The following is a 13,090-nucleotide window of genomic DNA, read 5'->3' on the forward strand; positions in this document are numbered from 1 at the left end:
ACGCGCAAAAGGCCTGCGAGGTCCGGGAAACGTACGAGCCCCGGAGCGGTTCCGGCCGCGGGGTCGTACGAGGGCAGAAGGCCTACGAGGTCCGGCCCCCGTACGAGCCGGGAAGTCCGGACGGGGCCGGTAGCCGTACGGAGAAGCCCGTACCGGCCCGGTCCGCACCAGTCGGCTCGCACCAGCCGGCCCGCACCGCGATAACCTGCACAGACATGGATGGGCCCGCCCCCGGGAGCCAGGGGCGGGCCCTTCGTCTTGCGGTGGCACCGCCATGCAGCACCGCAGGACGCTCGGTCTCCAGGGACCGTCAGCCGAAGCGGCCGGAGATGTAGTCCTCCGTCGCCTGCACGGACGGGTTGGAGAAGATCCGCTCGGTCTCGTCGATCTCGACGAGCTTGCCGGGCTCACCGACGGCGGCCAGGTTGAAGAAGGCCGTGCGGTCGGAGACACGCGCCGCCTGCTGCATGTTGTGCGTCACTATGACGATCGTGAAGCGCTCCTTCAGCTCCCCGATCAGGTCCTCGATGGCGAGGGTCGAGATCGGGTCCAGGGCGGAGCAGGGCTCGTCCATCAGCAGCACCTGCGGCTCGACCGCTATGGCGCGGGCGATGCACAGCCGCTGCTGCTGCCCGCCGGAGAGGCCGGAGCCGGGCTTGTTCAGCCGGTCCTTGACCTCGTTCCAGAGGTTCGCGCCCCGGAGGGACTTCTCGACGATGGCGTCGAGCTCGCGCTTCTTGTACGAGCCGTTGAGCCGCAGGCCCGCCGCGACGTTGTCGTAGATCGACATCGTCGGGAACGGGTTCGGCCGCTGGAAGACCATGCCGACCGTACGGCGCACGGCGACCGGGTCGACGCCGGAGGCGTACAGGTTCTCGTCGTCCAGCATCACCTTGCCCTCGACACGGCCGCCGGGGGTGACCTCGTGCATCCGGTTCAGGGTGCGGAGGAAGGTGGACTTGCCGCAGCCGGAGGGGCCGATGAAGGCGGTCACGGAGCGGGGCTCGACGGTCATCGAGATGTCCTCGATGGCCTTGTGGCTGCTGTAGTACGCGGTCAGGCCGCTGACGTCGATGCGCTTGGCCATGTGAATCACTCTCTTCGGGGGTCCGGGGGGCGGCCCCCGGGATTGCTGTCTGTGGCCTCAGCGGCCGGTCTTCGGGGCCTTCCAGCGGGCGATGCCACGGGCCACCAGGTTGAGGATCATGACGAACGCGATCAGGACGAGGGCTGCGGCCCATGCGCGGTCGAAGGAGGCGTCGGTACCGATCCGGTACTGCTCGAAGACGTACAGCGGGAGCGACGACTGAGCACCATTGAACGGGTCGTTGTTGATGAACGCATTGCCGAACACCAGCAGCAGGACCGGGGCGGTCTCACCGGCGATACGGGCCACGGCCAGCATCACACCGGTGGTGATCCCGCCGACCGCCGTCGGCAGGACCACCTTGAGGATGGTCCGCCACTTCGGCACGCCCAGGGCGAGGGACGCCTCCCGCAGCTCGTTCGGGACGAGCTTGAGCATCTCCTCGGTGGAGCGCACGACGACCGGCATCATCAGGATCGACAGGGCCAGAGCGCCGGCGAAGCCGGAGAAGCCCATGTCGAAGGTGAGGACCCAGGTGGAGAGGATGAAGAGGCCCGCGACGATCGACGGGATGCCCGTCATGACGTCCACGAAGAACGTCACGGCCTTCGCCAGCTTCCCGCGGCCGTACTCGACCAGGTAGATCGCCGTGAGAAGGCCGATCGGGGCCGAGATCAGGGTCGCGATGCCCACCTGCTCGAGGGTGCCGATGATGGCGTGGTAGACGCCGCCGCCCTCGTCGGTGTTGGCCAGCCCTGCCATGGAGTGGCCGAGGAAGGCCCCGTCCAGCGTCTTCGCGCCCCGGACGACGGTGGTCCAGGCCAGCGAGACCAGCGGGATGATCGCGAGGATGAAGCACACCCAGACGAGGCTGGTGGCCACCCGGTCCCTGGCCTGTCGGCGGCCCTCGACGCGCGCGGTGATCGCGTACGTGGCGAGGACGAAGAGGATCGCCGAGATCAGGCCCCACTGGACCTTGCTGTGCCAGCCGGCGGCGAGGCCGGCGCCACAGCCGAGGGCCACCGAGCCGACGGCTATGCCGGCCGGGGCCCAGCGGGGGAGGCGCGCGTGGGCGAGGGTGGAATGCTGCGGGGCGTCCGTGACCGGGCGCTTGTCCATGACGGAGTTGCTCATGCGTTGGCCCCCGAGTACTCCTTGCGGCGGGCGATGATCAGCCGGGCCGCGCCGTTGACCAGCAGCGTGATGAGGAAGAGCACGAGACCGGAGGCGATCAGCGCGTCACGGCCGAAGTCGTCCGCCTCGTTGAACTTCGCGGCGATGTTCTGGGCGAAGGTGCCGCCTCCCGGGTCCAGCAGATGACCCGAGAAGAGGAAGGTCGGCGACAGCACGGTGGCGACGGCCATCGTCTCGCCGAGCGCACGGCCGAGGCCGAGCATGGAGGCGCTGATGATGCCGGAGCGTCCGAAGGGCAGCACCGACATCCGGATGACCTCCCAGCGGGTGGCGCCCAGGGCCAGCGCCGCCTCCTCGTGGATCTTCGGCACCTGGAGGAAGACCTCACGGGTGACGTTGGTGATGACCGGGAGGATCATGACGGCCAGCAGGATGCCGACGGTGAAGAGCGAGCGGGCCGGGCCCGACCCCTCCTTCTGGAAGATGTACGTCCAGCCCAGGTACTCGCTGAGCCAGGAGTTCATGCCGCCGAGGTACGGCACCAGGACGAGCGCGCCCCAGAGGCCGTAGATGATGCTCGGGACGGCGGCGAGCAGGTCGATGACGTACCCCAGCGGGGCAGCCAGCTTGCGCGGCGCGTAGTGCGAGACGAACAGCGCGATGCCGACCGCGACGGGGACGGCGATGACCATGGCGATGATCGAGCTGACGACCGTGCCGTAGGCCAGGATCGCGATGCCGAACTCCGGCGGGCTCCCCGCCGGGTTCCATTCGAAGGCGGTGAGGAAGTTGGCCTTGTCCTTCGAGACGGCGAGGTAGGCGCGGTAGGTGAGGAAGACCGCGATGGCCGCCATGATGACCAGCAGCAGGATGCCGGAACCGCGGGAGAGACCGAGGAAGATCCGGTCTCCGGGGCGGGTGGCCTTGCCCTTGGAGACGGGGGCCGGCTGTGGTGGTGGGGCGGTCGCGGTAGAAGTCATATCCATGATTGCTCCGGTCTGGTTGGGGCCTGTCCCGAAATGACGGGCCCCTGGCGGCGGTGCACCGGATGGCGGTGACCTCGGCCGACCGGCCCCGCCCGGTGTTGCTGGGCGGGGCCGGTCGCTCGGGTCAGGACAGGGTCGGCACGGTCTCGCGGACCTTGGTCGCGATCTCGGCCGGGAGCGGGGCGTAGCCCTTTTCGGTGAGGATCTTCTGGCCGTCCTCGCTCGCGGTGTAGGTGAGGAAGGACTTCACGGCGTCGAGCGTCTCGGGCTTGTTGCCCTTGTCGCAGGCGACCTCGTAGGTGACCAGGATGATCGGGTACGCGCCGTCGGCCTTGGTCGAGTAGTCGAGGTCCATCGCCAGGTCCTTGCCCTTGCCGACGACCTTGGCGGCCGCGATGGCCTTGGAGGCGTTGTCGGAGGTGGCCTCGACGGGCTTGGCGGCGCCGGTGTCGACCTTCACGGTGTTGATGTTCTGCGAGGTCGCGTAGGAGAGCTCGACGTAGCCGATCGCGCCGTCGGTCTGCTTGACCTGGGAGGCGACGCCGGAGGAGCCGCTGGCGGACTGGCCGCCCTTGGCGGGCCAGGACTTCTCGTCCTCGTACTTCCAGTCGCTCGGGGCGGACTTGCCGAGGTACTTGCCCAGGTTCTGGGTGGTACCCGACTCGTCGGAGCGGTGGAAGGCCTGGATGTCGGTGGACGGCAGCTTGGCGTCGGGGTTGAGCTTCTTGATCGCCGGGTCGTCCCACTTCTTGATCTTCGAGTCGAAGATCTTGGCGATGGTCGGGGCGTCGAGGACGAGGTCGTCCACGCCGGAGACGTTGTGGGTGATGGCGATGGGGCCGCCGAGCATCGGCAGGTTGATGCCCTGGCCGCCCTTGCAGACCTTCTTGGACTTGGCGACCTCGTCCGGCTTCAGCGCGGAGTCGGAGCCGGCGAAGGCGGTCGAGCCCTGCAGGAACTCGGTGATACCGCCACCGGAGCCGATGTCCTTGTAGTTGAGCTGCACGTCCTTGCAGGCCGCCGCGTAGTTCTGGACCCACGCGTCGATGGCGTTCTTCTGGGCGGAGGAGCCAGAGGCGAGGAGCTGGCCCTTCCCGCCGCACTTGATGCTGCCGGCAGCCTCGGTGTCGGCGCCGCCGGTCTTGGAATTGTCATCCGAACCGCAGGCAGTCAGGACCAGTGCGCTGGAGACTGCGACCGCGCCGACGGTCAGGGCGCGCAGACCGCGGCCGTTCTTACGCTGAAGCTTCACCTTCGAGTGTTCCTTCCTGGCGCCCGCCGGTGGACGGCGAAGCTGAGGGTTTGTGGTTCTGCATCCACCCGGTGGCTTCCGCTCACCGGTACGGCTGAAATTAGGCAGATCAGGTGAATCGATCGACGGGCCTAAGTGAACGCAAGGTGAACCTCGTCCGTCAGTGCGGCGACCTGGCATGGCGAGAGCCGCGGCTGGTGACGCCCCGACGAAAAGCCCGACACCCTCAGCCACATCGGCGACGCTGCGTGTCCTACCCCATGCGGAGTGTGACACCTACCCGGGCCGATGACTGCCCGCGGCCCTCCGTGTCCCCGGAGTGAGGCCGCGCGCCGACGGCCGGCCGGCGGCCCTCCGGAGCTGCCTGTTCACCCTCCGTTCATCCCTGTCGGGTGGCTCTCCCCGGGTCCCTGCCACAACGGCGTGTGTGCGGCAACTGCCCTGGGACAAAGGGGAGATGCCTCTGTCGGATTGCGGGTAAGCATGGCAACATCCGCGCCTGGGAGACGGTTCGTCAGCAGCAACGGGTGCGCAGCGAAAGGGAGGTGGCCGGTGAGGCGGCAGGTGGATGTCGGGGGACATGGACCGGTCGGAGCGCGCAGGGCTTCGCGCACGGCGGTCGTGACGGCGACGGCACTGGTGTGCGCGGTGAGCTCGCTGGTCGCGCCGGGTGCGGCGTTCGCGTCGGCCGGCGAGCCGGAGCCGCCGCTCTCGGACACCCGCCTGGAGGAGGTCCGTCAGCGGATCGACGGGCTGTACCGCAAGGCGGAGGCGGCCACCGAGGCGTACAACGCGGCACGTGCCGCGTCCGAGAAGCAGTCGCAGGAGATCGTCCGGATCGCCCAGGCCGTTGTCGAGGCGCAGAAGACGATGGACCGGCTCAGGAACCAGGCGGGCGCGCTGGCCCGCGCGCAGTACCGGAACGGCAGCCTCCCCGATGAGGCGCAGATGCTTCTGAAGAGCAACCCCGAGGACTTCTTCAAGGACACCCATCTCGTGCGCAAGGGACAGCAAGCGACCAAGGGCCTGATGACCACACTGGCGCGCACCCAGAAGGACTTGGACGGCTACGCCGCGTCCGCCGGTGACCAGTGGCGGAAACTCGAGCAGAACCGCAAGAAGAAGGCCGAGGCGAAGAAGGAGATCAAGTCCCGGCTCGCCGGTGCGAAGAAGCTGGAGTCCGAGCTCCAGGGCGAAGAGCTCGAGCGGCTGCGCACGTTGGAGGAGGAGACCGCCCGCAAGGCGCAGGCGAAGTGGCTCGGATCCGGTGTGCTGGACGGTCGCGGCGGCAGGGCCTCCGAGCGGGGAAAACAAGCCATCAAGTACGCGACGAAACAGATCGGCAAGGACTACGAGTGGGGCGCGGAGGGCCCGAAGACGTACGACTGCTCGGGTCTGACCTCACAGGCCTGGCTGGCGGCGGGCAAGGCCATCCCCCGGACCTCGCAGGAGCAGTGGCGGTTGCTGCCCCGGGTGGACATCGAGGACATGCGGCCGGGCGACCTGATCATCTATCACCAGGACGCGGGGCACGTGGGGTTGTACGTCGGGGACGGCACGATCGTGCACGCGCCGCGGCCGGGGCGCCAGGTGACGCTCGCGGGTGCCGGTTCCATGCAGATACTCGGCGTCGTACGCCCCGACAAGTGACGGCCGTTCCCCGTCAGTCGGCGCCCTGCTCCAAGGCGCGCAGGGTCTCCGCGAAGACGTCATGGGCCTCCTGTCCGAACAGCACGAAGCGGGCCTCGGTGACATTCTCCGTACGGGCGGCGCGGACTGTGGAGAGGGCGATCCGGGCGGCGTCGGCGAGCGGCCAGCGGTAGACGCCGGTGGAGATGGCCGGGAAGGCGACCGTACGGGCGCCCAGCTCGTCGGCGACCCGCAGGGACTCGCTGTAGCAGGAGGCGAGAGTGGACGAGCGGTCCTCTGTGTCCGACCACACAGGGCCCACGGTGTGGATGACCCAGCGGGCCGGAAGGCGGCCCGCGGTCGTGGCCACGGCCTGCCCGGCGGGGAGACCGGCCGCGTAGTCCGCCGCGCGAAGCGCCTTGCACTCCTCCAGAATCCCTGGTCCGCCGCGGCGGTGGATGGCGCCGTCGACGCCGCCACCGCCGAGGAGGGAGGAGTTCGCGGCATTCACCACGGCGTCGGCCTTTTGCTCGGTGATGTCACCCATGGTCAGCGTGAGATTCGTCATTCCCCTATTGTCTCGCTTCGGGTCAAAACCCCGGTGGAGCTTGGCATATGACAGGGGCGGATCGAGTTTCGCCATTCCGCTCCGGCGCGGCCTACCGCTAAGGTCGCCTCTCAGCGCCCGGCGTATCACCAACCAGACCAGACGGAGGATGCGCTCCCGGCGCCCGGCGGCAGGCCGAATGGCGGCCGTCGAGCCCTCGGGGGGAGGGAAGGAAACAGAGCAATGCCCGTACCCGTACCGCAGCAGGGGGAAGCCCTGATTGCGGATGGTGCTCCGGCGGACCTCCCGGCACGTTCCGAGTCGGGGCGGCCGGCTGTGCCGCACCAGGGCGGGCCGGTGGACACCGCCGGACCCGCGGAAAAGGCTGCCTCCGAACGGGGGCCGGAGCCTGTCTCCGACATGGTGAGCACTCCCGGGCTGACGCTGCTGGTGATCGAGGACCATCCGGCCGTCCCGCTGACCGTTCCGGAAATGCTGGACAGCGAGGGCAAGCGCGTCCGGATCCGTACCGCCCGCAATCTCACCGAGGCGGAGCGGCTGCTCACCGACGATGTGCACTGCATCCTGCTCGATCTGGCTCTCGCCGTCCCCGGCAAGGAGTCGGGTGACGAGCTGGAGACGCTCCGCCATGTGCTGCGGCTCGCACCCTCCACCGCCGTACTCGCACTGACCGCCGTGGCCGACGCCGAGCGGGGTGCCGATGCCGTACGGGTCGGCGCCCAGGACTACCTCCACCGTGACGAGCTGGACGGCAGGCTGCTGAACCGGGCGATCCGCTACGCCGTGGAGCGCAAGCGGGCCGATGTCGCCCAGCGCCAGCTGACCGAGTCGCATCTGCGCGGCCAGGAGAACTCCCGGCTGGAGCGCGGGCTGCTGCCCAAACCGCTGCTGGAGGGCTCCGACCTGCGGTTCGCCGCCCGCTACCGGCCGGGCCGCAGCCGGGCACTGCTGGGCGGTGACTTCTACGACACGGTCCGTACGCCGGACGGCACCGTCCACGCCATGATCGGCGACGTATGCGGACACGGCCCCGACGAGGCCGCGCTCGGTGTGGAGCTGCGGATCGCCTGGCGGGCGCTGACCTTCGCGGGGCTGTGCGGCGACCAGCTGCTCGGAACCCTGCAGAAGGTGCTGGAGAACGAGCGGGCCGACGAGGAGATCTTCGCGACGCTGTGCACCGTGGACATCGCGCCGGACGGGCGGCGGGCCGGGGTGTGCCTGGCCGGGCACCCGGCGCCGCTGCTCGCCCGGGCGGGCCGGCCGCCGCGGCTGCTGCCGTACGAGGACGGTGGCCCGGCTCTGGGGTTGCTGACGCAGGCCCGCTGGCCGCGCCGGCAGGTCGAGCTGGGCGGGGCCTGGAGCCTGATGATGTACACGGACGGGCTGATCGAGGGCCGGATCGGTGAGGGCACGCAGCGGCTGGGGCAGGAGGGCATGACCGAGATGGTCAGCCGGCAGCTGGCGGAGGGGCTGCGCGGCGAGGAGCTGCTGGACGCGGCCGTGACCGAGGTGCGCTCGCTCAACGGCGGGGAGCTGACGGACGACGTCGCGGTGCTGCTGCTCGAGCGTGGCCCGGCGGGGAGCCCGTCCGAGCCGGGGCCCGGCGGCCCGGGGCAGAGGGGCCCGGGGTCGAGGGGCTGGGCCTAGACCCGTCTCCGACGGGGCCGGCGGCCTCAGGCCTCTGACCGGGCCGGTGTCCTCCGCCCCTGACCGGGCTAGCGGCCGCCGTTGTACGGACCGTAGGGGCCGTCGGAGCTGCTGCCGCGGCGGCCGCCCCGTCCGCCACCGCCCGAGATCTGCTTGACCGCGGGCCGCACGTCGACGACATAGACGATGGCCGCGATCAGCCCGATGATCACCAGGAAGAACAGGCCGAGCGGGAGCACATTCACCACGACCGCGACGCCGAGGATGATCAGCCAGAACGGCTTGGTCTGCTTGTCCGCGGCGCGGTAGGCGTCCTCGCGCCGGAAGGCGGCGTCACCGAACGCGAACACCGTGAAGAGCAGAATGGCCAGGTAGAGCCAGGTCAGCAGATTCTCAAATCCCTGTACCAGCACGCCGTCACCGCCCAGTAGGTCTTGCGAGTCATTTCGGTTCGTCGAGCCCGTCGAGACGACGCACCACGCGGCGCCTCGCCGCCACCGTACCCGTACAACGGGCCGGGCACGCGAAGTGTGCCCGGCCCGCTGGTACATCCGTCAGAGGACGACCGTCACTTCCCCGTGGGAGGGGTGGTCTTCTTGGCGGCGGGCTTGGCGGGGGCGGGCTTCTTCGCCGGGGCGGGCTTGGCCTGCTCCGACTGGGCCTTGACCGTCTTGCCGTTGGACTCGGGCTTCCGCGGCTGCTGCGGCTGGGACTGCTGCTGCGGCTGCGTTTGGGGCTCGACGGCGACGGCGATCTCGGTGATCTCCTCGGCGGCCTCGCCACGCCAGGTCTTCACGGCGCGCTGACCGCGCTCGGCCAGCTCGTCGTAGGTGTCACGGGCCTTGACCGCGTACTCGGCGGCCCGGCCGACACCCTGAAGCGCGAAGTCCTGTGCCGTCTGGCTGAACTTCTTCAGGTCCGTGTCGAGGGTGCCGAGCACCTCGTTGACCTTGGTCTGCACGGTGACCTGGGCTTCCCTCGCCTGCTTGGTCAGCTGCTCCTGCACGGCCCTGGGGTCGGTGGACCGTACGGCCGCGATGCGCTCGGGGGCCTCGGCGCGGACCTTCTCGATCAGCGCCGGCACCTCCCTGAGCTTCTCCGCGGCGAGGTCGGCGGTGCCGGCGGCGAAGTAGAGGGGGGTCGGGTCGGTGAAGGTCTTGCGCAGGTCGTCGGTGATGGCCATGGAAATGGTCCTCCCGGATCAGTTCGAGGGGTGGGTGGCTTCGTTGTCCGGCACGAGCCCGTTCTCCTTGCGGAAGGACTCGTAGATCTGCAGCAGCACCTGCTTCTGCCGCTCGTTGATCGTCGGGTCGGTGAGTATCGCGCCCTGTACCTCCAGCCCGTCCCGGTCCTTCTCGTCGAGGATCCCGGCCTGCACGTACAGGGTCTCGGCCGAAATCCGCAGGGCCTTCGCCAGCTGCTGGAGGATCTCCGCGCTGGGCTTGCGCAGGCCGCGCTCGATCTGGCTGAGATACGGGTTGGACACTCCGGCGGCATCCGCGAGCTGGCGCAGCGACAGCTGCGCGCTGCGGCGCTGCTCCCGCAGGAACTCGCCGAGGTTGCCGACGTTGAGTGAAGCCATGCCTCGATGCTGCCCGAGATGCGCTAACTTTTGCAAGCAGGCGCTTGCAAAAGTGGCGTAACGAACGTGTGACTGAGTGTTTGAGCCTGGCACGACAGGTGTCGTGTTTGCAGGACACCTGTCGTGTCCGGTCTTACGCGATCACAACGGCCCGCCCTTTCGGGCCACAACTGCGCGCTCGGCTGACGGCGGCGCCGAACCACTTGGGCAGCTGGCTGAGCAGATCCCGCTGATCTTCACCGACCCACGCCACGTGGCCGTCCGGCCGCAGCAGCGCCGCGGGCGCGTCCAGTTCCTCGCTGACGTCGACGACGTGGTCGACCCGATTTGCCCAGCCCGCCACCGAGAGCCGGCCGGTCTGGTCGAGCAGCAGCTGCGCCCCCGCCTGGTATTTACGCGCCAGAGCGCTGCTCTGCCTCACCTTCAGCGAGATGGGTACCCCGCCCGTGTCACAGACGGCCGGGCTGTCTCGTCTCAGGTTTGAGAGACAGACTCTGGAATCGGGAAGGTGATGGTCATGCGGGTGTTCGTGGCAGGCGGGACCGGGGTCATGGGGCGGCGGCTGGTGCCGCAGCTCGTCGCCCGTGGCCACCAGGTGACGGCTACGACGACGAGCGCGGCCAAGCTGGGCTTGCTGGAGCAGTGGGGCGCAGATGGCGTCGTGATGGACGGGCTGGATGCGATGTCGGTCGGTGAAGCGGTGGCGGCCGCCCGGCCGGACGCAATCGTGAACCAGATGACCGCAATTTCCGCGGCGCACGCCGGCAAGCCCAATATGAGGCACTTCGATCGATTCTTCGCCACCACCAATCGGCTGCGCTCCGAGGGGACGGACCATCTGCTGGCCGCCGCCGAGGCAACCGGTGTATCCCACGTCGTCGCGCAGAGCGCCGGCATCTGGAACGGCAGCCGCGAGGGTGGATGGGTGAAGACCGAGGAGGACCCGCTGCCCCAGGAGACGGGGAAGTTCCGCACGGCGGCGGAGGCGATCCGCCACCTCGAGGACGTGGTCGTCAAGGCTGGTGGCGCGGTCCTGCGATACGGCGGGTTCTACGGGCCGGGCGCCACCGACGACCAGGTCGAGCTCGTGCGCAAGCGGCAGTTCCCGCTCGTCGGGGGCGGCACCGGCTACATCTCATGGGTGCATCTCGACGACGCGGCGAGCGCTACAGTCCTGGCGGTGGAGCAGCAGGCGAGGGGCGTGTTCAACATCGTCGACGACGAGCCCGCCCCGGCCAGCGAGTGGCTGCCCTACCTGGCAGCGTGCGCGGGGGCGAAGCGGCCGATGCGGGTCCCCAAGTGGCTGGCCCGGCTGCTGGCCGGGGAACTGGTGGTGACGATGATGACCGAGGGGCGCGGCTTCTCCAACGCCAAGGCCAAGCGGGAGCTCGGCTGGGAGCTGCGCTATCCGTCGTGGCGGCAGGGCTTCAAGGAAGAGCTGGCGTGACCCGGATCGAGGAGTTCGAGGAGCTGCGGCCGCTGCTGTTCTCGATCGCCTACCGGATCCTCGGCAGCGTGAGCGAGGCCGAGGACGCGGTCCAGGAGACCTGGCTGCGCTACGAGGCCTCCCCGAAACCACCCACCTCGACCAAGGCGTTCCTCTCGGCCGTGGTCACCCGGATCTCGATCGACGTGCTGCGCTCGGCCCGCCTGCGGCGGGAGTAGTACGTCGGGCCATGGTTCCCCGAGCCGCTGCTCACCGACCCCTATGAGGATCCGGCGCGGTCGGCGGAGCTGGCCGACTCGGTGTCGATGGCGGCCCTGTTGCTGCTCGAGCGGCTCAGCCCGCTCGAGCGGGTGGTCTTCGTGCTGCGGGAGGTCTTCGGGTTCGGCTTCCCCGAGGTGGCGTCGGCCGTGGGGAGGTCGGAGGCGGCGTGCCGCCAGCTCGTGGTGCGGGCGCGGCGCCACATGGACGCAGGGCGCCCCCGGTTCGAGGCGGACCGCCGGGAGCGGGAGAAACTGGCGGCGCGGTTCTTCGACGCGCTCCGGGAAGGCGACGTCGACGGCCTGCGGGAACTGCTCGCCGCTGACGTGTCGCTGGTCGGGGACAGCGGCGGCAGGGCCCCGCAGTTGGCCAGGGCCGTCATCGGCGCCGAGAAGGTGGCCCGGGTGCTTGCCGCGAACTTCCCACCGCTCGTCCGGATCGCCGTGACGTTGGAGCCACACGAGGTGAACGGCCAGCCGGGCGCGATCCTCCGCGATCGGGACGGCAAGGTGCTCGATGCCTTGACGCTCGACGTACTCGACGGGCGGATCCAGACGATCCGCTCGGTGATCAACCCCGACAAGCTCGGGCACGTGGGTCCGGTGGCGGACGCCTGGGCGGTCAAGCGCGAGGCGAACCAGGCGCGCCGGCCCACGGATTGACCGGAAGAGCTGAGGGTTCAGTCTGCCTGAGGGCCCACCGGCCGTGTTCGCGGAATGTCACCGGGTGCCGGCCCCGGGCGGTCACATATTCCTCGCGTTCAAGGTCGGGGGCCGGCGTCGGAACCTGGACCAGGCACCACCGCTACCTCGCCGACCGGCTCGGACTGCTCGCATCACCCTGATTCCGCTCTCCGGTCCCGGAACGGCCCAAGGCCGCGGCCGACCGACGCGTGCTGCCCACTCGCGCGTGCGACGACCCACCGCTGAACGGGCACTTCCGGCGGTCGGCCGCGCCCGGCCCGGGCTGCTTCCGCAAGATCGTCCAAGGACTGTTCCGGGGACCCGGCCTCCTGCATAAGATCCGCATCATGAGCCCCGATCCGACCCCGCCCTCCCGCTCGGCCCTACTGCCGGGCCCTCCGGGCTACGAGATATCGACGGACCCCGACCGGCTGGATGTCGGGACCCTTCACCGCTGGCTCTCCACGGACGCGTACTGGGCCCTCGACCGTCCCCTGGAGAAGGTCGAGCGGGCCATCGCCGGATCGCTGAACTTCGGGGTGTACGAGGCCGCCACCGGCGCCCAGGCCGCGTACGCCCGCGTCGTCACGGACCGCGCCACTTTCGCCTGGCTGTGCGATGTGTACGTGGACCGGCAGGCCCGCGGCCACGGCCTCGGCACGGCCCTTCTCGAGTGCGTGCGCGCCCACCTGGCCCCGTACGGTCTGCGCCGCATCCTGCTCGCGACCGCCGACGCCCACGGCATCTACGCGAAGGTCGGCTTCCAACCCATCGCGGATCCGGACAAGTGGATGTACCTGGGCATGGAGTGAGCCGA

14 protein-coding genes and 1 pseudogene are annotated in these 13,090 nt (G+C 69.6%); 5 read left to right on the forward strand and 10 right to left on the reverse strand.

The window, feature by feature from the left end:
* Nucleotides 1-82: 82 nt before the first annotated feature.
* The 5 genes from ABZW18_RS12870 to pstS form a co-directional block, all read right to left on the reverse strand.
* Nucleotides 83-217, reverse strand: coding sequence for a hypothetical protein (locus ABZW18_RS12870; RefSeq protein ID WP_356186113.1), 135 nt, complete (start codon nucleotides 215-217; stop codon nucleotides 83-85).
* Between the two features lie 93 nt (nucleotides 218-310).
* A complete protein-coding gene (gene pstB, locus ABZW18_RS12875; protein WP_356186115.1) occupies nucleotides 311-1,087 on the reverse strand; it encodes a phosphate ABC transporter ATP-binding protein PstB in 777 nt (258 codons plus the stop codon).
* 57 nt (nucleotides 1,088-1,144) lie between these two features.
* Nucleotides 1,145-2,221 (reverse strand): phosphate ABC transporter permease PstA, encoded by a 1,077-nt coding sequence (gene pstA / locus ABZW18_RS12880; protein WP_356186118.1) that lies wholly within the window; start codon nucleotides 2,219-2,221, stop codon nucleotides 1,145-1,147.
* Nucleotides 2,218-3,207: a phosphate ABC transporter permease subunit PstC gene (gene pstC / locus ABZW18_RS12885; protein WP_356186120.1), complete on the reverse strand. Its 990-nt coding sequence runs from the start codon at nucleotides 3,205-3,207 to the stop codon at nucleotides 2,218-2,220. Before pstC ends, pstA begins: the two co-directional genes overlap by 4 nt.
* Before the next feature lie 124 nt (nucleotides 3,208-3,331).
* The gene (gene pstS, locus ABZW18_RS12890) at nucleotides 3,332-4,459 is read right to left on the reverse strand and encodes a phosphate ABC transporter substrate-binding protein PstS (protein ID WP_356186123.1); all 1,128 of its coding nucleotides are present in this window, start codon (nucleotides 4,457-4,459) and stop codon (nucleotides 3,332-3,334) included.
* Between the two features lie 621 nt (nucleotides 4,460-5,080).
* Here pstS and ABZW18_RS12895 point away from each other — a divergent pair.
* Entirely contained in the window at nucleotides 5,081-6,109 is a 1,029-nt protein-coding gene (locus ABZW18_RS12895) for an NlpC/P60 family protein (protein WP_356186289.1), read from the forward strand.
* Nucleotides 6,110-6,122: 13 nt separating this feature from the next.
* Here the strand turns inward: ABZW18_RS12895 and ABZW18_RS12900 are convergent, their stop codons facing one another.
* Nucleotides 6,123-6,656: an O-acetyl-ADP-ribose deacetylase gene (locus tag ABZW18_RS12900; protein WP_356186126.1), complete on the reverse strand. Its 534-nt coding sequence runs from the start codon at nucleotides 6,654-6,656 to the stop codon at nucleotides 6,123-6,125.
* Between the two features lie 399 nt (nucleotides 6,657-7,055).
* Here ABZW18_RS12900 and ABZW18_RS12905 point away from each other — a divergent pair, with 399 nt between their 5' ends.
* Entirely contained in the window at nucleotides 7,056-8,303 is a 1,248-nt protein-coding gene (locus ABZW18_RS12905; RefSeq protein ID WP_356186292.1) for a fused response regulator/phosphatase, read from the forward strand.
* Between the two features lie 68 nt (nucleotides 8,304-8,371).
* Here the strand turns inward: ABZW18_RS12905 and ABZW18_RS12910 are convergent, their stop codons facing one another.
* The 4 genes from ABZW18_RS12910 to ABZW18_RS12925 form a co-directional block, all read right to left on the reverse strand.
* On the reverse strand, nucleotides 8,372-8,716 hold the full coding sequence (locus ABZW18_RS12910) for a DUF2516 family protein (protein WP_356186128.1): 345 nt from the start codon (nucleotides 8,714-8,716) through the stop codon (nucleotides 8,372-8,374).
* A gap of 155 nt (nucleotides 8,717-8,871) precedes the next feature.
* Entirely contained in the window at nucleotides 8,872-9,486 is a 615-nt protein-coding gene (locus ABZW18_RS12915) for a hypothetical protein (protein ID WP_356186130.1), read from the reverse strand.
* An 18-nt stretch (nucleotides 9,487-9,504) separates the two neighbouring features.
* Complete coding sequence (locus ABZW18_RS12920; protein WP_356186133.1) at nucleotides 9,505-9,885, reverse strand: helix-turn-helix domain-containing protein; 381 nt, start codon at nucleotides 9,883-9,885, stop codon at nucleotides 9,505-9,507.
* Between the two features lie 133 nt (nucleotides 9,886-10,018).
* Nucleotides 10,019-10,477, reverse strand: a complete 459-nt coding sequence (locus tag ABZW18_RS12925) for a hypothetical protein (protein ID WP_356186136.1) — start codon at nucleotides 10,475-10,477, stop codon at nucleotides 10,019-10,021.
* Between ABZW18_RS12925 and ABZW18_RS12930 the strand changes: the two genes are divergently transcribed.
* The 3 genes and pseudogenes from ABZW18_RS12930 (at nucleotide 10,397) to ABZW18_RS12940 (ending at nucleotide 13,085) form a co-directional block, all read left to right on the forward strand.
* Nucleotides 10,397-11,332 carry an NAD(P)-dependent oxidoreductase gene (locus ABZW18_RS12930; RefSeq protein ID WP_356186138.1) on the forward strand — a complete coding sequence of 312 codons (936 nt, stop codon included), beginning with the start codon at nucleotides 10,397-10,399 and terminating at the stop codon, nucleotides 11,330-11,332. The two genes, ABZW18_RS12925 and ABZW18_RS12930, sit on opposite strands and share 81 nt — an antisense overlap.
* A pseudogene (locus tag ABZW18_RS12935) lies at nucleotides 11,329-12,252 on the forward strand (RNA polymerase sigma-70 factor). Before ABZW18_RS12930 ends, ABZW18_RS12935 begins: the two are co-directional and overlap by 4 nt.
* Nucleotides 12,253-12,620: 368 nt before the next feature.
* Nucleotides 12,621-13,085: a GNAT family N-acetyltransferase gene (locus tag ABZW18_RS12940; RefSeq protein WP_356186140.1), complete on the forward strand. Its 465-nt coding sequence runs from the start codon at nucleotides 12,621-12,623 to the stop codon at nucleotides 13,083-13,085.
* Nucleotides 13,086-13,090: the final 5 nt, after the last annotated feature.

Origin of the sequence: Streptomyces sp. NPDC004647 (genome assembly GCF_040609575.1) — a bacterium.
In the GTDB taxonomy this organism is placed as follows: domain Bacteria; phylum Actinomycetota; class Actinomycetes; order Streptomycetales; family Streptomycetaceae; genus Streptomyces.